The following is a 23326-nucleotide window of genomic DNA, read 5'->3' on the forward strand; positions in this document are numbered from 1 at the left end:
GCGATGCAACGGAACGATCTGGCGAGGGGGAGGCGGCGGGTCGGCCTGGGATTGGCGATGATGGTGGTTGGGGTGATCGGCTGGATCGCCGCGCCGGGGGTGCCGGTGATGTGGGGCCCTCGGGCGAGTGCCGAGCGGATGGAGGCTGGCCACGCACTGTTCGTTCACGAGTGGCTGCCGCACGACCCGATTGCCCAGGCCGACGGGCTGGGGCCGGTCTTCAATGCACGCTCGTGCGTCGAGTGCCACTTTCAAGGAGGAGTCGGCGGGGGGGGATCGAACGAGTTCAACGTGCTGGCGTTCGAGGCGAAGCCGACCCACACCCGGCCCGAGATCGAGGGAGGGCTCGTTCACAAGTTCGCCGTTGAGAACCACTTTCTTGAAGACGTCTCGCATCTTCGAACCCTGTTCCCGATCGTCCCCGATGCGATCCGGATCACCAACGGTTGCTATGTGCTCGTCCGCGATTTCGATCCGGTGAAGACCGAGCACGTGAATTCGACCGCCCTGTTCGGAGCGGGCTGGATTGATCGCATCTCAAGCCGAAGCATCACCCGGCGTAACCTGGCGGCATCGCTGCAGACGATGGGACGTGAGCTGAGTTCCGATTTCAAGACCATGCCCCCTGGTCGTTACCGCATCTTGCCTGATGGCCGGGTCGGCAAGTTCGGCTGGAAGGCGCAGTTCGCCACACTCGAAGAATTCGTGGCCGCTGCCTGTGCCAACGAGCTGGGTCTGGGCAACCCACACATGGAGCAAGCCAAGCCGAGGGTCGACATTCCTTACCCCGACATGCCGGCCGACCTTGACCACACACAGTTCGGTTCGCTCGTGGCGTTCGTCGAGACCTTGCCCCGCCCTGAGGAAATCGTCCCGGACGATCCGAAGGGTCAGGCCGAGGTCGAGCATGGCCGGTTGGTGTTTGAGCGAGTCGGATGCGCCATCTGTCACGTGCCGAATCTGGGCGGCGTGACGGGGGTGTATAGCGATTTCCTGCTGCATCGGCTCGTCGATCGCAAGGCCGGATATGCGTTTACCGATGTCTTGACCGGCGTCCCGATTCCCCGAGAACACCCGGATGCCGAGGAATGGCGCACGCCTCCGCTTTGGGGGGTGGCCGATTCAGCCCCTTACTTCCACGACGGCACCAGCCCGACCCTCCTCCACGCGATCGAGCGGCACAAGGGGGATGCGCTGCCGGTGTCGAAGGCGTTCAAGAGGCTTTCGGACGAGGACAAGCAGGCCTTGATCCGGTTCCTCGAATCGCTCCGGGCTCCCTCGGATGCAATGCCCGTTCCCGAGCCGTCAGTCCCCGAGAACGGTCTTGCCGTCGCTCGGGCCGAGTAGGTGCCCCGACGCGGCATACTCCGAAGCGAGCGTTTCCCAACGACCGGGAATCGAGGATCGGAACGAAGCTCCTCGGCTCCCGGTTCGTGGATTTACGAATCCTGCAAGGGAGGATCAACCTTCCGCAAGCAGATGTTCGGCCAGGAATGTGGTGATCTGTTTCCAGGCGTCGTCGGCGGCATCTTCCACGTACTGGTTGCCGCCGGGGCGCATGAAGGCGTGCCCGGCGCTGTCGTAAAGGTGCAGGTCAACGGTGGAGCCGGCCTTCTTCAGAGCGTCGAAGACCTGTCGGACGCGGTCGGCGGGGATGCCTCGATCCTGCGCCCCGAAGATGCCGAGTACAGGGCGGCCGGCGAGGGCGTCGATTTGATCGGGCTCAATCGAGACGCTGCCGTAGCAGATGATCGTCGGGCCGATGGCGTCGGACTGCTGGGCAATCATGCGTGAGTACATTCCGCCCATGCACCAGCCCACGGCGGCAATCTTTCGGTCCTGGTCGACGCGGTCGAGCGTCTGAAGGTACTCGATCGCTCCCTTGAGGTGGCCGACCCCTTCGCTCGGGTCGAGGGCACGCATCAGCTCATGAGCCTCGCCGGGGTCGTCGGTGGCCTTGCCGTCGTAGAGGTCGACCGCCAACGCGACGTAGCCGAGATCGGCCATGCGGTCGGCGTTCTCCTTGATCCAGTCTGTTAGGCCCCACCACTCCTGAATGACCAGGATCGCCGGGGCCTTGGCGTCTCCTTCGGGGAGAGCGAGGTAGCCTTTGGTTGATGTTCCCATCGGATTCTTGAACTCGACCATCTCTCCGGCAACGGCCGGGGTCGAGGCCGCGCCGATCAGGAGTAAGGCGACGGCCAGCATGCGGCCAGAGCCGCCGATGTGCGATTGCGTGGGCATTGGATCAGGTCCCCCTGGCTCGGTCATGGGTGCAATGTGAGGGGTTCAGGATGGGATAGTGCCTCGGATTCCCGAACGGTTCCTCTGATTGATTGAACCGGCCCCGGACGATCGGGTCAACGGGCCGGTTGGAGGGGAAACACCGGCATCGATCGTGCCGATCATTCCGGGGTCGAGTCATTTTGCGTGGTAAAGTTCCTCAAGCTGACGACTGTCTTCACCCCTGCGACTGCATCTCGGAGCTTCCATCATGATTCGGACCAACCTCTTGCTTCCGATCGGGGCTGCGCTCCTCCTGATCGGAATGAGCACCAATGCCGAGGCAGGTGGGCGTCGTGTGCGCTCGTCGGTTCCGGTCGTGACGGGGGTGCCAGTCGCCTCGCCGACCTCGGCGGTCATTGTGCCGTCCGTGCCTGTGCCGACCGTAGCCCGATCGCCCTACCTGGGCACCTTCCGGCCCGACCCGACCCTGGTCATCCGCTCCGGGTACAACACCGGAGGAGGATACAGCCCTGGCGACCTGCCGACCTCCTACGGAAGTATGTCGCTCTATGGACCGTTTTCGAGGCTTCGCTCGGTGCCGACCGAGGTGGTGACTTACTCCCGAGGCTACGATGGGGTGCTCCGGCCCACCTCGTCGGGCATCTCGTACGAATACACCAATCCGGCGCTCTATCCTGATACGACCTTGGTTCCGACCCGGATGACAATCGATCCGTCGAACGGCTCTCGGGTGCGATCGGGCTTTGGCCGCTATCTGCTCGGCCAGCAATAACTCCCAGGCGAATCGACCATGTTTGGTTGTCGGCTGGAACGTGTTGTGCGGACTGATCTTCAGGATTGATCTGATAATCGGTTCGTACAGCATGCTCCCGCAAGACTGGTGCCTCAAGGAGTTGCCAGGCGGCGGCGGAGGCGCAGGAAGCGGTCGCGGAGGTCATTGTTGCCGCCAAGGTCGGGGTGAAGGGCCATTGTGCCGTCGATCAGGCGACGAGCCTCGGTCGGTCGGCTGGTCCGATAATAGGCCACGGCCAGGCCATAGCGGGCTTCGAGCCATCGGGATGAGCCGGGGGTGCTGGCGGCAATGACGGCGCGATGGGCGTCGGCCGCCTGATGATAGAGCCCGAGCCGGTCGAGGGCATCGGCCAGCGGAGCGATCAATTCGGCCGGGAGTCGGGACGCGTCGAGGTCGCCCGACCACGACTCGGCCGCTCTCCGGGCCCCGTCGAGGTCACCCATGTCGATCTGACCTCGGATGCGGATGACCCGGGCTCGTGCCCGGAGGCTGGGATCGAGCGTGTTCGACTGCGAAAGCACCCGCTCGGTGAGGAGCCGGGAGATGGCCGAGACACGACGCCGAGCCGGATCAGACAGCGAGGAAGCTGCGCGGTCGAGTCGGGCGGCCAGATCGACGATCTGCTCGGGTTCGGATTGCTCCAGTTCTGCCCGGGCGTTCCGCTCCGCGTCGGTTTCTCGAGCCGCAACGGCCTGAGCGACGATCCGAAGCCGTCGAGCGTGGTCGCGACGGTCGGCAAGGACCTCGGTGGCGACCAGGCGGTCGAGGATCACCAGCGCGTCTTCGACCGAGCCAAGTCCGGGGGTCAGCTCCAACTCCGCCCTCGACAGGTCGAGGGCGTTGCGGTCGATCGGATCGGTGGCCTCGGACCGGGCGTCGTCGAGGGCGGTGCGGGCCTCGATCAGGCGATCACGGGCCTCTCGGGTCCGATCGGCGAGGAGCAAGGACTCAATCGTCTTGCGATGCGTCTCGACCAGGGCAAGCCGAGACTCTCGCCACCGAGCATGACCGGCTGGTACCTCGGACCAGAGTGCAATGGCGTCGCGATCTCTGCCGACCGACGCCCGAAGCTGCCCGAGAATCCAGCGGGCTTCCGAGGCGGTCGGGTCGTCTGGGAAAGCGGCAATGTGGTCTTCCAGCGCGGCTTCGTACGAGGCTCGGACCGTTCCATCCTGACCGGGAGTCGAGGCGAGCCGCCCCAGCGCCAACGCGTACAGGAGGCTGCCGTTGGCCCGCTGATCGGCCGGGGCAGGACTCTCGGAGGACTGGGCCGTGGCTGCGATCGGTGCAAGGGCTTGCACTGCTTCGGCCGTGCGACCGGCTCGGACGAGCGTGGCCGCGGCCCGGTATCGCATCAGCCAGGCCCGTTCCAGGTCCCCCAGGCGTTCGGCGTGGTCCGCCCCAGCCTGATTGAGCCGGACGGCCTGATCCACGTCGCCCAGGGCCAGGTGTCCTTCGGCCATCAACTCCCAGAGGCCGGGGTCGTCCCGATCGTCCGGTTCGAAGATCGTGGCGGCCAGGCTTGCCAGGGCGGCGTTGGCGTCGGGATGTTCGGCCAGGCGAAGCCGACGAACTCGGGTGATGGCGTCGGTCTCGGCTTCCGAACGCTCGCGGCCGGGAAAGAGGTCGATCCACTGTCGAGCCCGGACCCGGACCGCTCGGAAATCCTTCGACGGCCGATCCAGCTCGGAGCGATCAATGAACGCGATCGCCTCGTCAAACTGCTTGTCGGCCAGGAGGATGGCGACCTTGGTATCGACCCGGTCGGCCTCGCCTGGGCCGTCTTGTTCTTCCGCTTCGGCAAACGCTTGCTCCGCCTCGCGAATCTGCCCGGCCTCGACCAGCAGCCGGGCTTTCAACAACGCCACATGGCCTCCCAGGGGTGGGACAATCGGCAGGCCTCGCAGCCGGCCGAGTGCCTGCTGACGAAGGTCGAGGGCCATGCCGGGATCGTCCTCCAGGTTTGCCCGATCGACCAGCGCCTGAGCGTACCGGAAGCGAATGTTCTGGGCCATCAGCTCGCTCTCAGGCAGGCGGTTCGTCTCGGTCCAGAGACGTCGAAGTCGGGCGATGGCGTCGTCGAGCGCCTTGATTCCCTCGACCTTCGCCCCCGAGTTTCCTGGTGATCGCTCAAACTGCAAGGCCCAGGTGTGCCCCTCGGCCCATCGGTAGACTCCGGCTTGAAGGGCAATCGAGAGGGCCAGCGGGTGGCTCGGATCCCCTTTGAGAAACTCGTCGAGCAAGGCGACGGCCTGGTTCCATCGCGTTGACCGAAGGCCGGCGGTCGGTTCGGCGCGGGCGGCCGAGTCGATCCGATCGGCCACGTCGAGAGCATACTTCCCCCGTTCCTCGCGGTCGATCGTCGCCTGCTTGAACCGTGTTCGGGCCGATGCAACCAGTTCCTCGATCTCTCGATCGCTGAGCGGTTCCGGATCGCCCGGGGTCTGCCCCAGCAAGAAAACCGCGAGCACGAGGGTGCCGAGTGTCATGGGCTCGCTCCGGGGGTGGCGGATTCCGTCCGATTCAAAGAGGTCGAGACGTGACCTGATCTCCGCACATTGTACGAGCGACTGCAAGCCGGGATCGGCGCGGGCCGAGTTCGAGGATGAAGTTGAGCGGGCTTCCGCACGGCCGGGATGGCGAGGCCTTGCCTCGTGAGGTACGATAATTCTTTTGTCGAAGGAGGCTCAGCCGTGCGAGTCGGGATCGGTCACGACACTCATCGCCTGGTCGAGGGGCGGCCCTTGATCCTCGGAGGCGTGCGGATCGACTTCGACCGTGGCCTGGCCGGGCATTCCGACGCCGACATCGTCTTGCATGCCGTGGCTGACGCCTTGCTCGGGGCCGCGGCGCTGGGCGACATCGGCGAGATCTTCCCCGACACCGACCCCCAGCACGAAGGGCTCGACAGCGGCAAACTCCTGGCCGAGGTCGTTTCCCGAGTGGCGTTGTCAGGCTGGCAGGCGGTCAACTGCGACCTCGTGATCCACGCCCAGCGCCCGAAGCTGCTCGACCACAAGCCCGCCATTCGCGCCAATGTCGCCCGGTTGCTTGGCCTGCCCGAAGACGCCGTGAACGTGAAGGCCAAAACCGGCGAGCACGTCGGCCCGATCGGTCGGAGCGAGGCGATGAGTTGTGAGGCGATCGTGCTGGTCGAGCGAGCCGAGGGCCGGGGTCCGTGACCGAGGACCGGAGCGAGCAACATCCCCATGGCCTCCCGGGTCGGCGAATCAAGGCGACGCTCCCAGCGCTCCATCGGCCGGCTGATGGTTGCCATCGCATTGCTTGCCCTCGCACTGGCGATCGTTCGAGAGACAGTAAGACCCTGGCCGGGGAACAGGAGATCTCCGTTCTCAGCGCGTTCGGTATCCTGGTGTTGGGTGGCTTGCTGATCGCCGGGATGTACGGAGCGGCCTACCTGCTCTTGGTTATGATCCCCCGCGTCCTGCTCAATATCATCCTCTGGCTGATACCTTCCCTGCGAGCCGATACCGAAGATCCGCTCTGAGAACCTCCCGCGGCGACCGACTGGCCCGCCAAGCGAACCCCGATCGGAACGACCACGACCATGCCCATCCGCGTTTACAACACCTTGACCCAGACCAAGGAACCGCTTCAGACCGTCGTCCCCGGCAAGGTGGGCATGTACGTCTGTGGGCCGACGGTTTACTCGAACAGCCACATCGGCCACATGGTCGGGCCGGTAATCTTTGACACGATCAAGCGGTTCCTCGTCCACAGCGGCTACGGCGTAACCTGGGTGGTGAACATCACCGACGTCGACGACAAGCTTATCGTTCAGGCCAACGCCGAAGGCACAACCGTCAAGAACCTGGCCGAACGTGTGACGGCCGACTACCTCGCCTGCCTCGACGCTCTGGGCGTAACGGGCATCGACCACATGCCCCGAGCAACCGAGCACATTGAGGGCATTCTCGGCATCACTCAGGGTCTCATCGACAAGGGCTTTGCCTATCCGTCCGGCGGCGACGTTTACTTCGACGTGAGCAAGGCCGCCGAGTACGGCAAGCTCAGCCACCGGAACCCCGAGGAACTCCAGGCCGGCGCCCGGATCGAACCGACCGAAAAGAAGAAGCACCCCGGCGACTTCGCTCTCTGGAAAGCCTCGAAGCCCGGCGAGCCCGCCTGGGAAAGCCCCTGGGGGCCCGGCCGGCCCGGTTGGCATATCGAATGCTCGGCCATGAGCATGAAATTACTCGGCGAACACTTCGATATCCACGGCGGAGGCCTCGACCTCGTCTTCCCCCACCACGAGAACGAGGTGGTACAGTCCGAGTGCTTCTCGGGCAAGACCTTCGCATCCTGCTGGATGCATCATGGGTTGCTCACCAATAAAGGTCGGAAGATCAGCAAGTCCGATCCTGATACCGTCGTGCTCATGGTCGATCTGCTCGACCAGTACGAGCCCGACACGATCCGAGCCTTGCTCCTCTCCAGCCACTACCGACGCCCGATCGACTTCAGCCCGGCCCGCTTGCAAGAAGTCGAGCGAGGCCTGCGCGCCTTCCGGTCCCTCTTCGATCGCGTCGATCGCCTGACCGGGCGATCGTTCTATGGCCTTGACGCTCCTGCCTCGCGAGAGGATGGCGACCGCCACGCGTCTGGCGACCTGCCGCCCGACGTCCGAGACCATCGCTCCCGATTCCTCGAAGCGATGGACGACGACTTCAATACCGGAGGCGCGGTCGGCGAGCTGTTCGAACTCGTCCGGGCACTCAACCGCTTTGCCGACACTGAACACCTCGACGAACGCAAGGGGGAACCCTCCCCTGCCCTCGACTCCTGGACCAATGGGGTGATCGTCCTCCGCGAACTGTCCCGATTGCTCGGCCTGTTCCTCCGCCCTCCGACCCACACCGAGGCCGATGCCGGCGGCCTGACCGGCCCCTTGATCGAGCTATTCATCGAACTCCGCGCTCAGTCCCGCAAGGACCGCAACTTTGCCCTCGCCGACCAGATCCGCGACCGCCTCGCCGATCTCGGCGTGATTCTGGAAGACCGTCGCGACGGCACCGGCTGGAAGATCGAGAACGATCGCTGATCGCGGCCACCCGTCTCTAGCGACTGGGACGCCTGCCCACGGCGGTGTAGGCACACTCTGCGCCGAATCCCTCCCCCTTCTTCAGAATCCCCGGTGCCGTTCGCCCCGGTTGGGGTGGACGGATGCATCCGCCTTGGCGATGATCAAGGTCCAGGGACGGAGGAGGGGTTTGATGGCATTGACAGTGGTGGAATCCGGCTCAGAGCAACCGTCGCGGCCGGTTCCCGGTCGGGTCGTCGGCATCGATCCCGGCCTGGGGGTCACGGGTTACGCCGTGATCGAACCGGCCCCTCGGCCGACATCCGGGCTGATCGGGCCGCCCCCTCTCGTGGTCGAGGCCGGGGTCATCCGCGCAAAGCGAGACGGAACGCTCGCGAGCCGGCTCGACACCATCTACCAGGGGATTCTCGAAGTTCTCGACGCCTTCCCCCCCGGTGCCCTGGCCCTGGAGCAGGTTCACAGCCGCCCGGCACATCCAAGGACCGCCATTCTTATGGCCCACGCCCGAGGGGTGATCATGCTCGCCGCTGCGCAACGCGGGGTGCCGGTGATCGGTTACGCCGCCTCCCGGATCAAGAAGACCCTCACCGGCCACGGCCGGGCGCCGAAGGAACAGATGCAGCACGCCATCCGGACCGAACTCGGCCTCGACCGCCTTCCCGAACCGCACGACGTCGCCGACGCCTGCGCCGTCGCGCTTTGCCATTTCCAGAACGAACGCAACCAAGGAGCCCTGCTCCGAGGCTCGAACGGGTAAGTTGCTCAAGGCGATCGAACGGGGATGAACCAGTCGAGTGGTTCCGGAGATCCGATGCCCTCATCCCATCTCCCCCGCCGCCGTTTGGCGCGTTAGGATAACGTCATCGTCGCTCCTTTGCATCGCCCGCATGATCGCCCCATCGTTCGAGTCGAGGTTCGTCCGTGCCCACGATTCCCGTTCCGTCGCGGGCCAGCACTTCCGGTGAGCCCCCCGTCCCCGCCGCCGATCCGGCTCGGCTTCGCCTGACGGATGGGGCCATCCTGCTTGCCTTCGCCGCCGTCACGTTCCTGCTCGGAGTCTTTCCGCTAAAGGACGTCGATTTCTGGTGGCACCTTCGAACCGGCGACCTGATTCGAGAAACAGGCGAGATCCCCCGCACCGACCTTTACACCTACACCGTGCCCGATCGTTCCTGGATCGACTTGCACTGGGGATTTCAGATCCTTCTGAGCTACGGTTTCGAGCGCGGCGGGGTTGTCTTCCTCAACCTGGCCAAGTGCGTCATCACGACCATCGCCGTCCTGCTCCTCGTGACTGCGAAGCGTCGGGAATGGCCGCTCTGGGTGATGGTCCTGACCTGGCTCCCGGCCCTGGTCCTGCTGGGAGGCCGGATGTACATTCGGCCGGAAACGCTCACGCTTCTGTATATTTCGATTTTTCTGGCGGTGCTCTTTCGCTGGGATCGGCAGCCTTGGCTCGGATTGGTGCTACCCTTGACTCAGGTCTGCTGGGTCAACACGCAAGGGTTGTTCGTCTTCGGGCCGATTCTGCTCACCTTTGCTCTTATCGACGCCGCCTTGCGTCCCAATGCGTTTGGTCCCGACCGCCGCCGGTGGTGGAAAATCGCTCTCGGGGTGTCGGTTCTGGTTGGTCTGGCCTGTTTGATGAACCCCTACGGTATTCGAGGGGCCTTGTTTCCCTTGACCGATCTGTTGTTCGGCACCCTGAATGATCCAATCTTCAAGCAAGAAATTGCTGAATTAAGTTCGATTCCCCGGCTGATCGCCGAGTCGGCGGGTTATCCGCATTTCATGCTGATCGTCCACCTGACGGTCGTCGCTCTCGGTGGCCTGAGCTTCGTCATTCCGCTACTCTGGCAAGGCACGGCCAGGCTCGGCGATCTTCGGCTCTCTCCCACCACTCCCGAGCCGGCCGAGCGCTCCAGAAAAACAAAGGGGAAAAAAACCAAAGCCTCGACGAGGCGTGAGACGAATCGCAAGCCGGCGGTCGAGCCCTCCTGGTCGCTTCGACCCTTCCGACTGCTGCTCTACCTCGCCTTCACAGCCCTGAGCTGGCAGGCGACCCGCAACAGCCACCAGTTCGCGGCGATTGTTGGGACCATCACTGCCTGGAACTTCGGAGAGTGGGCTGCCGCGGTGCTCCGCCGACGGGCCGAACAAGGAAAGACAGCGATTCCTCGCCTCTGGCCAAGGCTGGTGACGCTGTGTGTTACGGTCGGCCTCTTCGCCACCGTGGCCTCGGGCCAGCTCTATGCCCTGGCCGAAGAAGGCCGGACGATCGGACTCGGTGAGGAACCCGCCTGGTTCCCACACCGCGCTGTCGAGTTCGCCGGGAGCGAAGGGCTCCCCCCGCGCTTCCTCGGGTTTCATATCGGACATGATGCCTTGTTCATTTATCATCATGGTCCGGAGCGAAAGGTCTTTGTCGACCCAAGGCTCGAAGTCATGGGCTCCGACCAGTACCGCGCTTACTCGAAGCTGAGCCGGGCCATTGCCACCGACGACCCCCGAGCCCCCTGGCGGCCGGGACTCGAACAGGCAGGCAACCCGGTCTTGCTCGCCGATCACAGCCTGGCGACCGGGGTCGGCGTTTCGCTTCTGCTGGAACCCTCCTGGCGATGCATCTGGTTCGACGAGGTGGCCTCCGTCTTTGCCCACGAGCCCGACGCCCGAACAGCCGACCTGCCCGCGGTCGACTTCCTCGGCCGCCACTTCGGCACCCAGCTCGACCCGTCGCCACCGAGTCGTGATGTCGAGTGGCTCTCCGCCACCAAAGGCTTGAGCAAATTCGTCCTTGTTTTGCTTGAACAGCGCGGCCGGCCCGATCAGGCCTCCGTGTTGATTCCGCTCGGCCTCGACCTCGCTCGCGAAACGCGACGGCGCATGCCCGGTGCAGCCGAACCCTGGGCCTTTGCCGCTGCCCTGGAGCTGGGACGCGTCCCCGGGCTCGGCGTGGCGGGGGCCGATCGCCGCTACCTCCGCCCGTTCGACCCTGTCGCAGACCTGCACCGGGCGCGGGTGGCCGCCTTTGCCCGAGAGGCACTTCAACGTGATCCCGACGAGCAAATCGCGCTCTCGGCACTGCTTGGCCTTGCGCTTCAGGGCGGGATGACCGAGGTCGCCATTCCCCTGCTGGAGCGATCGGCCGCCCGCCCTCCTCGCTCTCCACAGCAGGCGATGTCGCGCGATGCGTCTCGGACCCAGCTTGATCGCCTGAAGACTCAGCTCGGCCGCGAGCCCCGGATCGACGTTTCCAATGGTGAACGCATTCGACGGAGTGTCGATGCCTTGCTCGCTTCTGGCCGCGTGGCCTCGGCGGTGGAATTGCTCGAAGAACAGTATCCCCTGGCCGAGCGCGATTGGCCGACCACCGACCGCATCGCAGCGTTGCAAATGCATCTTGGGTATCCGGATCGAGCACGACAGTCGTGGCAAGCCGTGGTCGATCCGCCGAACTTGGCGATCCGCCAGGCCCGCGTGGCCGCCACCTTTTACGCCGTGGACGACCTGGACACCGCGCGAGACGCTTACCGCCAGGCTCTCATCGAGGACCCTGAACTCTTTGATGCCCACTTCGGCCTGATGCTGGTCGAGTTCGACGCCGGTCGGGCCGATCTCGCCCTCGAAGCCGCCCGCAACGCCCTGGGCCGTGCCCCGGACGACGCAGCGAAGGCTGCCGTTGAGGCGATCATCCGGCGCGTCGAGCCGTACGCGGGCCGCTAACGATACAACGCCGAGATTGGCTTGCCGGTGGTTACGGAAAACGGGCGGTTGAGCGGGTCACGATACTCGGCCGACGGATTCACACCAAGACTTGCGAACATGGTTGCCGCCACGTCCCAGGGTCCGACCCGATCCGAGGTCGGATAGGCCCCCATCCGGTCGGTTCCTCCCACCACGTTTCCCGGAGTGGTTCCCCCACCCGCGACCAGAATCGAATAGGCATTTGCCCAGTGCTTCCGCCCCGGCGATGCCCCCGAGAACCTTGGCTCGAGCGCCACCCGAGGGGCACGGCCGAACTCTCCCATGCAAACAACCAGCGTTTCGTCAAGCAACCCGCGATCGTCAAGGTCTTCCAGCAAGGCAGAGAGGCTCTGATCGAATCGCGGGAGTAATTGCTTCATGACAGCAAAGATGTCATTATGAGTGTCCCATCCTAGCCAGTCGAACTCATCAGGCCGCCGATCCTGCCCTCGGGCTGAGTGGTTCCAGGAGACGGTGATCCACGGCACCCCCCCTTCCACCAGCCGCCTTGCCAACAAACAAGCCTGACCCGAGCGGAACTGCCCGTAGCGTTCGCGAACCCGATCCGATTCGGCCGCCAGATCGAAGGCGTGGCGGACGCTTGGGTCCGACAGCAACTCATAGGCATTCTGATACATGGCCTGATGTTCGTCGGTCCCTTGGAGCCCAAACGCCTCGCGACGGGCTTGCTCGATCGCCTCCAGCAACGAACGGCGGGCCTCCATCCTTACCGTCGGCACGGCGTCGGGCAGTTCCAGGTCGGGCAACGACCCTTCGGGGTCGGTCGGATCGCCCACCACCAGCGGGGCATCAGCCCGGCCGAGAAACCCGCCGTCCTGCCCCGGAGCGGGAAGTTCAGGAACCACGACCGGCATGTTGATGTGCGCCGCCGTATAGGGAGTAACCTGCGACGGCCGAGCCCTCTTCAAGACCGCGCCGAGCGTCGGAAAGTCGTTTGGCGACGGCAAGGGGTTGGACGACTTCCTCGGATGATACCGCCCCGTCAGCGTCAGATAGGCGGCCGATCCGTGGTCGAGATCATCGTGTGAGACACTTCGCAAAATCGAGTAGCGATGGGCCAGGCTCGCAAGCTTCGGCAAGTGCTCGCAGACGATCGTACCGGGCACGCTCGACGCGATCGGATCAAACGCCCCCCGAATTTCGCGAGGGGCCTCGGGCTTGGGATCCCAGGTTTCGAACTGGCTTTGCCCGCCATTTGCATAGACGAGGATCACCGATCGAGCCTTACCGAATCCCGGTCCCAACGGACTATCACTGCTTGATGCACCACGGTTCAGGGCGAGGGTTCCGAGCCCCGCAAGACCACCGATCCTGAGAAATTCCCGGCGCGTCGCGGGCTCTCGATGGGTTCGAGCTGGGGCGAGGAATCGGATCACGGCATGCTCCGTCGGATCAACCTCGGAAACAACGATCGGGAATGCCCTTGATTCAGTGTACCCGAATTGCCGACCGAGTGTACAACCGTTAGACCGATTACTGCCCCTCCCCGGTCGCTGCACCGACGGGTTCCGAAATCTCAGTCGAGCGATCCTTCGGGCCACCGCCCAGGGTCCGGCGGATGAATTCAAGGCGAAGATTTGCGTAGTGCTCGCCGTAGATTCCGTGCCTTGCCTCCGGATAGATCATCAGCTCGAACGGCTGGCTCGCCTGTTGAAGGTTGTGGATGAGCTGATATGCATTCCGCAACGACACATTGTCATCTTTTGCGCCGTGGGCAATGAGCAGCCGGCCTTTCAGATTCTTCGCCGCCTCGACGACCGAGGTCTCAGCATAGCCTACAGGGTTCTCCTGAGGCGTGAGCATGTATCGCTCGGTATAGATCGTGTCGTAATTGCGCCAGTCGGTGACGGGAGCACCGGCGATCCCCGAGGCGAAGCGGTCACTATGGGTCAGCGCAAACGCGGTCATGAATCCGCCGTAGCTGTGGCCGGTCATGCCGATGCGTTCGGGATCGACATAAGGACGTTCCTTGATCCAGTCGACCGCCGTTTCGATGTCCTTCAGCTCTGGAATACCAAGTCTCTTGTACGCCGTCCAGGCCGAGACGGCTCCCTTCCCACTGGCACTCCTCGGGTCGGCACGGAAGATGATGAACCCTTCCGAGGCGAGCGCCTGATCCTGCACCCGGCCTCCCGCCCAGGAATTCTGAATCGTTGGGGAGTGCGGGCCTGCGTAGGTCTGGAACCAGACGGGGTACATTTTCGATTCATCCAGGTCTGGAGGCAGAATCACCTCCCCTTCGAGCAGAAAACCGTCAGGCGTCTCGATCTGCACCAGTTCTCTCGGAGCGAAGCGATAGCGTTCCAGGTCGGGGACCGGGTTGTCATCGATCATCCGCACGAGCGAGCCATCCGTCGTCGATCGGAGCGCCACCTTGGTTGGTGTCGTTACGCTCGACCACGTATCCACGAAGTGTTTCCCATCGGGGGCGACCCGCACCGTATGATGGCCCGGTTCGTTCGTGAGACGATCGACACAGAGGTCATCGATCGACACCCGGTAGAAATTCTCCGCAATGTGACTGTCCATCGTTCCGGTCACGAAGACCACGCGGGCTTCCGGGTCAACATGCTCGACCTTGCGCACTTCCCACTCGCCCATCGTTACCTGCTTGATCAAGGTGCCGTCGCCTTCGTAGTGATACAGATGCTGCCAGCCGTCGCGTTCACTGAGCCAGAGAAAGGTCTCATCGGGCAGGACAATGGGATCGCCAGGGCTGGTGATCCAGGCTTCGGTCTGGTCCCGGAAGAGTTTCGACGGCGCTTCACCCGAGATCGGGACGCGAAGGACATCCAGCCACGTTTGTGTCCGATTCTGAACATACGCCAGAGCCGACTTGCCGTCCGGGAACCAGCCGACGTGGCTGACGAGAAACGAATCGTCAAGATAGCGCGAAAGATCGGTATATTTTGGCTCTCCTCCGCGAGCCGCGACGATTCCGAGTGCGACCCTCGGATTCGGGTCCCCTGCGAAGGGATAGGGCGTGTCTTCCACCACACGTCTCGGCCGGGTGTCATCGAGAACAGAGTGCATTTGAAGTGGTCGATCGTCGAGCCGGAGAAAGGCAATGTGCTCCCCGTCGGGGCTCCACCAGAACGCCTTCCAGCTCCGGTTGAACAGCTCCTCAAAGTAGACCCAGACCGCTTTCCCGTGGCGGACCCGATCGGTGCCGCCGGTCGTCAGGGCTCGCTCGGTGGCCGTTTCCAGATCAACGACGTGAAGATCGTTATTACGAACAAAGGCGACAAATCGCCCGTCGGGACTGAACTCGGCCAGCTCTTCTTCCCCCGGAGAACTGGTCAACCGTTTCGCCTTCGATCCATCAATCGTGGCGAAGTACAGGTCGTCGCCGTACGAGATCAAGACCCCCGGGTCCTTCGCGGAATAACCCGAAATCGCTCGACGGGCCAGTTCTTGAGAATTCTCCTCGCGGATCGTCGGCAGGGTGGCCAGGGCTTTGGCGATCGGTTCGGCGTCGAGATAGGGTTCGGCCTCGCCGGTGGCCGCCTTGATTTTCATCAGACGTCCGTTGCGCGATTGGAGATAATGTTCGCCGTCGAGCCAGCGCACCGAGGCAGGAGATCCGTTGAAATTTGGCCGGTTACTTCCGCTCAGTACGTCGAAGGTGATCGGTTTACGTTCGTCGACTTCCTCGTCATCCTGCCCAACAGGGGTCGTCAGCAGACCGACCTCGTTGACCAGGCGGAGCACCGGGAATTCGTCTCCCGCCGCGAGCGAATCACCAAAGAAGCCCCAGGTCAGCAAATTGTCATCCGACTCCGGCTCCAGCAGATAGGTTGCCAGCGTGCCGATCGGTTGCGAAGTCCGCACCAGAACCGAACCAGCCGGGATGCGTCGCCTCGCGGTTTGAACCGTGACCTCGGCATCGATCGACGCAGGACCATAGTAGCTCCCCCCATTGCGATGAACCTCGTCGAGGGTCGCAACCTCGGCCTCAACCTCGATGTCCTCTCGGAGCAGTTCGCGAGCAATCCCATGACGTTCGAGCGTTTCGATCGCCGCGTTATGCCCGGCAGGAATCACATACGCAAACGGCCGGCGGACGGTCTTCGACGGCTCGAATCGGGCCACGAAGGTCACGGTGTAATCCTTGGGGAGACCACTGGTGTAGCTCTCGATCGGTTTGGCCCCAGCCGATTCCTCAAAGCCGAGGATCGTCACCGGATCCTCGAAGGGCTGGGCCTCGGAGCGAATCGGCACGTTAACATGTGTCGCCTGAATGGTCTCCGATCGGGCCCGATCGAGCAGTGATTCAATCGTGTCTCGATGCTCAACGGTTTGCTCCAGTGCCGATCGAACGAAGGCGAGCGTTCCGGTCACGCGATCCTTAAATGAGGCATACGCATACGCTTCTGAAAGCAGAGAGAGGCGATTCCGTAAGCCTGCATACGTGGTCCCAAACCGCGGATTCGCAGGATAGGTCGTCCACTCGGAATGATCGGTTTCGAAATTTCCGTAATCAAAGGCGTGCTCGCCGGTGGCCTGATGGAACGACTCGGCAATGGCGGGGAGAAACGTGTTTCGAGAAAATGCGAGAATGTCGGGATGCGTTGCCGGATTCTTCGGCCCGTCGTAGGTAATCAGGTAGCGGTGAGCCGATCCGTTGGTCGTGTGCGTATCGATGAACAGATGAGGGTTCCACTGGTCGAGAAACCGCACCAGTCCCTGCGTTTCCGGCGCATTCAAGGCGATGAAATCGCGGTTCAGATCAAGGCGATTCGCATTCCCTCGGGCTCCCGTTCCCTGGGCAGGTCCGTTCTGACCCCGGCGGTTCTCGGTCGAGAATTGCTCGGCCCCATCGGCGTTGAAGACGGGAGCGACGCAGAGAATCAGGTCCTTGAGCAAGGGGTGTCCAGGCTCTTCCGTCAGTTCTCGGACGAGCATGAGTAAGGCTTCCTTGCCGCACACCTCGCCGCCGTGGATGGCCCCGATCGCCAACACGACCAGCTTTCCAGAGCGTCGTGCGTCCTCGGCCGATGCGACCGGCGGATCCGCAACGATCAGAAGGGGAATGGATCGCCCCTCGACGGTCGTCCCCAGCGTATCAAGTCGCACGGTATCCGAGCGTTCGTCGAGGTTCCGGCACAGATCGACCACTTCGTCGTAACGGGCGGTGGCCTGATACCCGCTGCGTTCGGCAACCGTGCGGAGGGGGTCTGCCGCGAGGGTTGGCATCACCAGCATGAACGTCACGGCGAGCGATCGAATGATCATGCGCATGGATAATTCTCGACGGGACCAGACGGTGGCGTCAGGATCGAAGCAAGACAGTGGAGAACTCCCGCTCCGATCCTGACCTTGAAGAACAGAGAATTCGAGGAACGAAATCGAGATGTTTTAATTTCTCAAGCTGGACAGTGGGGCCGGAATCCGACCACCGTGGCGAACGAAGTCTCCGCTGCCACCTGCGGCGTGGATGGGCAGGATGTCCATCTCGCCGAACAGGCCGCCAAAGACGGCGCGGTCGCCGGCACCCTTGCCGGGGACGGGGATGATCCGCACGGCGGTCGTCTTGTGGTTGATGACGCCAATGGCGACCTCGTCGGCGATCAGCGCGGCGAGCGTCTCGGCGTCGGTGTCGCCCGGGACGGCAATCATGTCGAGTCCGACCGAGCACACCGCCGTCATGGCTTCGAGCTTCGCCAGGGTCAGGTCGCCGCAGGCGACGGCATCGGCCAGGGCGGCATCCTCACTCACCGCCACAAACGCACCGGACAAACCGCCGACGCTGGAGCTGGCGAAGCTCCCCCCCTTCTTCACGGCGTCATTAAGCAGGGCCAGCGCTGCGGTCGAGCCGGGAGCCCCCAGGCGTTTGACCCCCATCACCTGAAGAATCTCACCGACCGAATCGCCTACCTCGGGGGTCGGCGCAAGCGACAAATCGACAATCCCAAATGCGACTCCGAGCCGAGCGGCCACTTCCCGGCCGATCAGCTCACCGACTCGGGTGACGCGGAAGGCGGTGCTCTTGATCTCTTCGGCAATTTCGCCCAGCGTGGGGCGGGTCTGAGCGTTGGCCACGAGGTCCTCAACCGCGGCCTTGACCACGCCGGGACCGCTCACGCCGATGTTGATCACGCAGTCTGGTTCCCCTGCGCCGTGGAAGGCGCCGGCCATGAAAGGGTTGTCGGTCGGGGCGTTGCCAAAGATCACCAGCTTGGCGCAGCCAAAACCGTCGTGCGATCGCGTCCGCTCGGCCGTGTCCTTGAGCACATGACCGAGCAGGGCAATTGCATCCATGTTGATGCCGGCCGCCGTCGTGCCGACGTTCACCGACGAACAAACGCGCTGCGTCGTCGACAACACAAGCGGCAAGGCCTCGATCAAGCGTTTCTCCGCCTCGGTCCAGCCCTTTTGAACCTGAGCCGTGAAGCCGCCGACGAGGTCAACACCCACCTCGGCCGCGGTGGCGTCGAGGGTCCGGGCGACGGCAATAAGCCCTTCGGTATCGTGTCCGGCAGCGACCCCAGCAATTGGGCTGACGGCGATCCGTCGGTTGACGATTGGAATGCCGTAGCGTCCCTGCACCTCCTGGCAGACCTCTCGGAGCCGACCGGCATAATGCAGCAGGCGGGTCCGGATGCGATCGCACAGCGTGGCAACATCAGGAGACGCACAGCTCTGCAAGTCCACACCCATTGTGACGGTGCGGACATCCAGTTTATGCTGCCGGACCATCCCCAGCGTGGTAAGTACGTCCTCAGTGCGGTACAACGACGTCGCTCCCCTCAGGATTGCGGCTTGAACCGACCCGGACCGGACGCGGTTCGTTGGTGGCCAGGAAAATGTCCTCGTGCTGCACGTAGACTTCCATGCCCAACTCCGCGCCGAACTGTTCCAGATCAGCACGCAATTCGGCCGGTTTCAGATGGGGAGGCAAGAATGCTTCCATGATCAAGCGGAAGTTTGGTCCGTCGGATCGCGCATGCAGGTCGACGATATTCACGCCTCGGTCGGCCAGCTTTCCGGCGATCCGGTAGATATTGCCCGGGCTGTCCTGTCCCAGTACGGTGAGGATGAAGCGATCGCCACCAGGCACTGGATCGATGTGATGGCCTTCATCCGGCAGGACGGCGACCTTCAGGTCGAATCGCTCTCCTCGGGCGACAATTACATCACGAAGGCCCCGAGGATCGATCGCCTCCGGAAAGGCCACGGCCAGAATGATGGTGAAATAGCCTCGAAGGACCGTCTGGCTCAATTCAATGATGTTTCCGCCCTGTTCAGAGATCGATCCGGTGACCGAGTGGACGATCCCGACACGGTCGGCGGCTGTAACCGTCACAATATAAGTATGCATGGTGCTCCTGAGAGAACTCTCTCCGGTGGAGAGTGACAATACACCTGCGATGGTTTCGTTCCAGTTGAACGCGCCAGCAGTTGTTCCTGTGATTAATTTCAGTCACGGCCCTCGTTGCGGGTCTCCTGCCGCCACACGGGTCGAGGTCTCGTCGAGGGAAACCTTGGGAGGTCCGAGGCGTTCGGGGCGGCAGGCATTGGCCAGGGTGATCCATCCGGCGACGAACGCGACCCCGCCAATCGGGGTGATCATCCCGAGCCAGTTGGCCGTCCCTCCCGCAAGCACCAGCAGATACAGGCTCCCCGGAAAGACGATCGACCCGAACAGGAACAGCCAGCCTGCTGCCGAGATCGCCCGGCTCGGCCCCGCTCGAAGCGCCAGTAGGCCAACCGCCAGAAGCGCCAGGGCGTGGTACATTTGGTAGCGCACGCCGATCTCGAACGTCTCCAGGGCCTTCGGCTCGACTTTCCCCTCCAGACCATGAGCCCCGAATGTCCCGGCGATCACCGCCACGCCGCCGAGAATCGCCCCGATCCGTGCCCAGCCTGCTCCGTTCATCGACGTATGCCTTTCCGAATGCTTGCTTCCGTGAACGGCCGGGGATTGATTCCGTGCCGTTCGCCGCGATCGGCCTGTCTCTTTATTGTCGCCGATCCGGCAAGGTGTCTCTGGTTGTCCCAGACTGACCAACGCCAATCGTACCCGCTCGTCACCGGCTCACTCGTCGCGGGGCAGTTCGGCGATCCGAAGGTTGCGGAAGCTCAGATCGGTTGTTGGGTCATGTCCTTGAATGCTGATAACCCCCGGCGCGGCCTTGAATCCGTTGCGCCCGTTGTCGGCCGGTTCCCGGTCGTCGTACCAATCGGTGACCTGATAGCCGTTGACCCAGACGGCGAAGTGGTTGCCGCCGGCGACGAGCGTCTTGGTGAACCATTCAAAATCGTCGGCCACGACCTTCCGGGCGGCGACGCGGCGATAGATGGCCCCAGTACCGTAATCGACGGGGTTCGTACGGTCGTCGCCTTCGTATTCGTTGCGGATCTGCGATTCGTACCCGCTCCAGAACTGGCCGGGGAGCGCGCGGAAAAAGATGCCGCTGTTCAGGTGCTCGCCGTTCGAGAAGATGTCGAGCTGCAGGATGAAGTCATCGTACTGGCCTTCGGTTTGAATGTCTCCCCGGCCATTCGAGACGTTGAGATATCCCTCGTCCGTCACCGAGTAAACCGACTCTCCCCCGTCGAGCACCGTCCAGCCGGTCAGATCCTTGCCGTTAAAGATCGGCGTCATTGCCCCGGGCTTCAGCTCAACGTCGCGGAGCATCAAAGTGGCCCCTTCACCAACGCGGAAGCCAACCGCTTGACGCACCGGACCTGCGACGAGATACTTCTCCTGAAACACTCCCGCGGCCAGAAACCCGCCGTCTCGGGTTTCCATCTGCCCGTCAATCCCCTCCATGTCGGCGGTCAATTCGTAACGATCCCAGGTCTCCGGTTCCGTCGGACCGACGGCATCGAGCGTAACCAGCGCTGCGGGCCGGGTCTCGGGACGGATCAAGGCCATCAGCGCATCGCCCGTTCCCATATAGCGGCAGGCAAAGCGGATCGTGCATGGACCGAACTCGGTGGTCGTCCGCACGACCGCCGGCCCCCGGACGATCAAGGCCCCGTCGGCGACCGCGACGGCCTCGGCCTGCTCCTCAGCGTCCACCTTCCAGCCAAAGGTTGTCGTGCCGTCAAAGAGCTGGATCCAGCCCGCAGCGATTTCCTCGTCCGAGAGGGTGTTGGCGGTCTCCTCGGCGGCACGAACGCCCGGTACCGACCCGGCCAGCAGCACCGCCAAGGCAAAGGCAATGGGAAGGGTCCACGAGTTTCGGATCACGGACATGGCGCAGGCTCCGAGGGATGCGTCGTCAAGCAGATCATCCAGCATCATACCGGCAAATGATCCGCTTCGGCCAGCGTTCCGAAGCGCGGGAATTGCTCGCTCGAATCGCGCCGTCCGTCCCGACCCTCACGCCGGTCCTCGATCGCCTCAAGGGACGAGCCGAGGCCCGGCCGGAACTCCTCGAAGCCCCAGGGCCGAGGCTCTCGCCTCAGCCGCGAGGAACAACGAGCCGGTCACGCAGATCAAGCCCTCGGCCGGAGTGATCCGCCGCGCTTCGGCCAGTGCGAGAGTTGGTTCATGGGCGATCACGCAAGGAGGACCGCCGAGCTGCGTTACGGCCTCGGCCACAGTGTCGGGATCAACTGCGCGGGGGTTCTCGACGAACCGGGTGGCGACCACGGCATCGAACAGCGGCAGCAAGGCCCGAAGCTGTCCCGGCAGATCTTTGTCTCGACTGGTCCCGAAGACGAGCGTTCGGGGAACCTTCGGAAAGCACGATTGGAGCGTTTCGGCCAGAGCCCCGGCCGAGGCCACATTGTGCGCCCCGTCGATGACCAGCCAGGGGGCCTCTCTCACCACCTCGACCCGAGCCGGCCAGCTCAGGCTCGAGAGCCCCCGAACGACGGCTTCGACCGACAGATCAAGCTCCGGCTCCGCCTCGCCGAGGGCATCGAGCGCCGCCAGTGCCACGGCGAGGTTCCTCGCCTGGTGTTCTCCCGGCAAGGGACAGCGGAGCGATCCCCAGTTACGCCGCCAGGTCCGGACGGACACCCGACCGTGATCGGGACGGATCAGGGGATGTGCCGGAGTTTCATACGAGCAATCGAAATCACGACCGATCTGATGGACAGGACAGCGTCTCGCCCTGGCGATGGCGTGGATGACGTCTCGGGGCTCCGGCTCAGCCACGCCGATCACTGCCGGGGTCCGCCGCTTCAGGATGCCCGCCTTCTCGGCCGCAATGTGGCCGAGCGTCGGCCCGAGCTGCCGGACGTGGTCGAGCGAGATCGACGTGATGACCGACACGGCCGGCCGCACCACGTTGGTCGAATCGAGCCGACCTCCCATGCCTACCTCCAGCGCCACGGCTCGGCAGCCGGATCGGGCGAAGTGGAGCAGGCCCATCGCCGTCGTGACCTCGAAGAACGTCAGGCCGGTCGGAGCAGACCATTGCCGCTCAACCGCTTCGACGCTCGGGAGCACCGTTTCGAACAGGTCAATCAAGTCCGCCGGAGCCATCATGGCGCCGTCAATCACGAACCGCTCTTCCAGCCGGTGCAGGTGCGGCGACGTGAACAGGCCGGTCCTGATCCCGCCGGCCGAAAGAGCCGAGGCAATCATGGTCGAGGTCGACCCCTTGCCCTTCGTCCCGGCGACGTGGACGATCCGCAAGCGTTGATGCGGGTCGCCCAGCCGGCGAAGCAAGCGTCGCATTCGGCCGAGGCGAAGCTCGGTCGAGGAAGCCGAGGCCGGCATGCCGACTCGTTCGTAGTCGAGCCGCGCGTAAAGGCGGTCGAGGCAATCCCGGTAGGCGTCGGTGCTCAAGGCAGGTCGGGCCTGGTGGGGTGAAGGTCGCGTTGAGGATCGTGAGACACGGGCACGGCTCCCGGCCCTTCCCGATCGTCGTCATCGTTCTCGTTATCGTCGAGCACGTCGAGGTCGAAGGGTGTGCTGAGGGTGTGCTCGGCACACGAGCGGACGGTTTCCAGCAGTTCCTCGAACGGTCCGCCTTTGAGCAGGATCCGCGACGCTCCTCCCGCGAGGGCGAGCAATCGACCATCCGCCTGGCCGTCTCCGGTCAGTACCACGACCTGCAAGCCGGTTGCCAGCGGATCGAACCGCAAGACCTCGAGCACCTGCAAACCGTCTCGGTGGGGCATCCAGAGGTCGAGGACAAGGACGCGCGGGTGATGCTTTCGCACCAGGGCGATGGCCTCATTCCCGTCGGCGGCCTCCCAGACGGTCATGCCGGCGTCTCGCAGGCAATTGGCGGTTACGGTGCGCAAGGCCTGATCGTCGTCGGCCACCACGATCGCAAATCGGTCGGAATGGGCCACGGTCGTCACCCCCTTCTGCTCGGCAACGCTCACGATCGGCGGGGTTGATCGCTCGATGAACGTGCCCCGGTCTGCCTTTGGATCGTCCGGTGTGGCATGGCTTCGGTGGCGACTCTTAAGCCTCAAGCATACCCCGACTCCCGTCTGGGCCGCCATGCCGGTTCCGGTCGATTGTGGATTGATGGGAGCAATGACTG

The 23326-nt window shown here is 63.8% G+C and carries 17 protein-coding genes; 7 read left to right on the forward strand and 10 right to left on the reverse strand.

Annotated elements, in window-relative coordinates:
* The first annotated feature begins 3 nt into the window (after window positions 1–3).
* On the forward strand, window positions 4–1347 hold the full coding sequence (locus tag HG800_RS08890; protein WP_169975952.1) for a di-heme oxidoredictase family protein: 1344 nt from the start codon (window positions 4–6) through the stop codon (window positions 1345–1347).
* A gap of 114 nt (window positions 1348–1461) precedes the next feature.
* Here the strand turns inward: HG800_RS08890 and HG800_RS08895 are convergent, their stop codons facing one another.
* Window positions 1462–2244, reverse strand: coding sequence for a dienelactone hydrolase family protein (locus HG800_RS08895; RefSeq protein WP_169975954.1), 783 nt, complete (start codon window positions 2242–2244; stop codon window positions 1462–1464).
* A gap of 250 nt (window positions 2245–2494) precedes the next feature.
* On the opposite strand from HG800_RS08895, the gene HG800_RS08900 reads away from it, so the two are divergent.
* Window positions 2495–3019, forward strand: coding sequence for a hypothetical protein (locus HG800_RS08900; RefSeq protein ID WP_169975957.1), 525 nt, complete (start codon window positions 2495–2497; stop codon window positions 3017–3019).
* A 113-nt stretch (window positions 3020–3132) separates the two neighbouring features.
* Here the strand turns inward: HG800_RS08900 and HG800_RS08905 are convergent, their stop codons facing one another.
* Window positions 3133–5529, reverse strand: a complete 2397-nt coding sequence (locus HG800_RS08905) for a hypothetical protein (protein WP_169975959.1) — start codon at window positions 5527–5529, stop codon at window positions 3133–3135.
* Between the two features lie 204 nt (window positions 5530–5733).
* Here HG800_RS08905 and ispF point away from each other — a divergent pair, with 204 nt between their 5' ends.
* From ispF to HG800_RS08930, 5 genes are all read left to right on the forward strand, one after another.
* Complete coding sequence (gene ispF, locus HG800_RS08910) at window positions 5734–6222, forward strand: 2-C-methyl-D-erythritol 2,4-cyclodiphosphate synthase (protein ID WP_315852002.1); 489 nt, start codon at window positions 5734–5736, stop codon at window positions 6220–6222.
* Complete coding sequence (locus HG800_RS08915) at window positions 6219–6548, forward strand: hypothetical protein (protein ID WP_169975963.1); 330 nt, start codon at window positions 6219–6221, stop codon at window positions 6546–6548. Before ispF ends, HG800_RS08915 begins: the two co-directional genes overlap by 4 nt.
* 60 nt (window positions 6549–6608) lie before the next feature.
* Entirely contained in the window at window positions 6609–8102 is a 1494-nt protein-coding gene (gene cysS / locus HG800_RS08920) for a cysteine--tRNA ligase (RefSeq protein WP_169975966.1), read from the forward strand.
* Between the two features lie 172 nt (window positions 8103–8274).
* On the forward strand, window positions 8275–8859 hold the full coding sequence (gene ruvC, locus HG800_RS08925) for a crossover junction endodeoxyribonuclease RuvC (protein WP_169975969.1): 585 nt from the start codon (window positions 8275–8277) through the stop codon (window positions 8857–8859).
* Between the two features lie 164 nt (window positions 8860–9023).
* On the forward strand, window positions 9024–11825 hold the full coding sequence (locus tag HG800_RS08930; protein WP_169975971.1) for a tetratricopeptide repeat protein: 2802 nt from the start codon (window positions 9024–9026) through the stop codon (window positions 11823–11825).
* On the opposite strand, the gene HG800_RS08935 is transcribed toward HG800_RS08930, so the two are convergent.
* The 8 genes from HG800_RS08935 to HG800_RS08970 form a co-directional block, all read right to left on the reverse strand.
* The gene (locus HG800_RS08935) at window positions 11822–13243 is read right to left on the reverse strand and encodes a DUF1501 domain-containing protein (protein ID WP_169975973.1); all 1422 of its coding nucleotides are present in this window, start codon (window positions 13241–13243) and stop codon (window positions 11822–11824) included. The genes HG800_RS08930 and HG800_RS08935 overlap by 4 nt on opposite strands.
* Window positions 13244–13340: 97 nt before the next feature.
* A complete protein-coding gene (locus HG800_RS08940) occupies window positions 13341–17108 on the reverse strand; it encodes a DPP IV N-terminal domain-containing protein (protein WP_169975975.1) in 3768 nt (1255 codons plus the stop codon).
* A gap of 117 nt (window positions 17109–17225) precedes the next feature.
* Window positions 17226–18602, reverse strand: coding sequence for a PFL family protein (locus HG800_RS08945; RefSeq protein WP_169975977.1), 1377 nt, complete (start codon window positions 18600–18602; stop codon window positions 17226–17228).
* Window positions 18589–19188, reverse strand: coding sequence for a glycine cleavage system protein R (locus HG800_RS08950; protein ID WP_169975979.1), 600 nt, complete (start codon window positions 19186–19188; stop codon window positions 18589–18591). The genes HG800_RS08945 and HG800_RS08950 overlap by 14 nt, the downstream gene beginning before the upstream one ends.
* A gap of 102 nt (window positions 19189–19290) precedes the next feature.
* A complete protein-coding gene (locus tag HG800_RS08955) occupies window positions 19291–19746 on the reverse strand; it encodes a DUF423 domain-containing protein (RefSeq protein ID WP_169975981.1) in 456 nt (151 codons plus the stop codon).
* A gap of 159 nt (window positions 19747–19905) precedes the next feature.
* Window positions 19906–21072 carry a 3-keto-disaccharide hydrolase gene (locus tag HG800_RS08960; RefSeq protein WP_169975983.1) on the reverse strand — a complete coding sequence of 389 codons (1167 nt, stop codon included), beginning with the start codon at window positions 21070–21072 and terminating at the stop codon, window positions 19906–19908.
* A gap of 147 nt (window positions 21073–21219) precedes the next feature.
* Complete coding sequence (locus HG800_RS08965; RefSeq protein WP_169975985.1) at window positions 21220–22617, reverse strand: bifunctional folylpolyglutamate synthase/dihydrofolate synthase; 1398 nt, start codon at window positions 22615–22617, stop codon at window positions 21220–21222.
* Complete coding sequence (locus tag HG800_RS08970) at window positions 22614–23255, reverse strand: response regulator (RefSeq protein WP_169975987.1); 642 nt, start codon at window positions 23253–23255, stop codon at window positions 22614–22616. The genes HG800_RS08965 and HG800_RS08970 overlap by 4 nt, the downstream gene beginning before the upstream one ends.
* Window positions 23256–23326: the final 71 nt, after the last annotated feature.

The sequence above is a fragment of the Tautonia rosea genome (genome assembly GCF_012958305.1).
In the GTDB taxonomy this organism is placed as follows: domain Bacteria; phylum Planctomycetota; class Planctomycetia; order Isosphaerales; family Isosphaeraceae; genus Tautonia; species Tautonia rosea.

Bases quoted from the DNA above. Each gene is read 5' to 3' on its own strand.
- HG800_RS08890 (WP_169975952.1), top strand. From the start codon at position 4: ATGCAACGGAACGATCTGGCGAGGGGGAGGCGGCGGGTCGGCCTGGGA.
- HG800_RS08895 (WP_169975954.1), bottom strand. From the start codon at position 2,244: ATGCCCACGCAATCGCACATCGGCGGCTCTGGCCGCATGCTGGCCGTC.
- HG800_RS08900 (WP_169975957.1), top strand. From the start codon at position 2,495: ATGATTCGGACCAACCTCTTGCTTCCGATCGGGGCTGCGCTCCTCCTG.
- HG800_RS08905 (WP_169975959.1), bottom strand. From the start codon at position 5,529: ATGACACTCGGCACCCTCGTGCTCGCGGTTTTCTTGCTGGGGCAGACC.
- cysS (WP_169975966.1), top strand. From the start codon at position 6,609: ATGCCCATCCGCGTTTACAACACCTTGACCCAGACCAAGGAACCGCTT.
- ruvC (WP_169975969.1), top strand. From the start codon at position 8,275: ATGGCATTGACAGTGGTGGAATCCGGCTCAGAGCAACCGTCGCGGCCG.
- HG800_RS08940 (WP_169975975.1), bottom strand. From the start codon at position 17,108: ATGCGCATGATCATTCGATCGCTCGCCGTGACGTTCATGCTGGTGATG.
- HG800_RS08950 (WP_169975979.1), bottom strand. From the start codon at position 19,188: ATGCATACTTATATTGTGACGGTTACAGCCGCCGACCGTGTCGGGATC.
- HG800_RS08955 (WP_169975981.1), bottom strand. From the start codon at position 19,746: ATGAACGGAGCAGGCTGGGCACGGATCGGGGCGATTCTCGGCGGCGTG.
- HG800_RS08960 (WP_169975983.1), bottom strand. From the start codon at position 21,072: ATGTCCGTGATCCGAAACTCGTGGACCCTTCCCATTGCCTTTGCCTTG.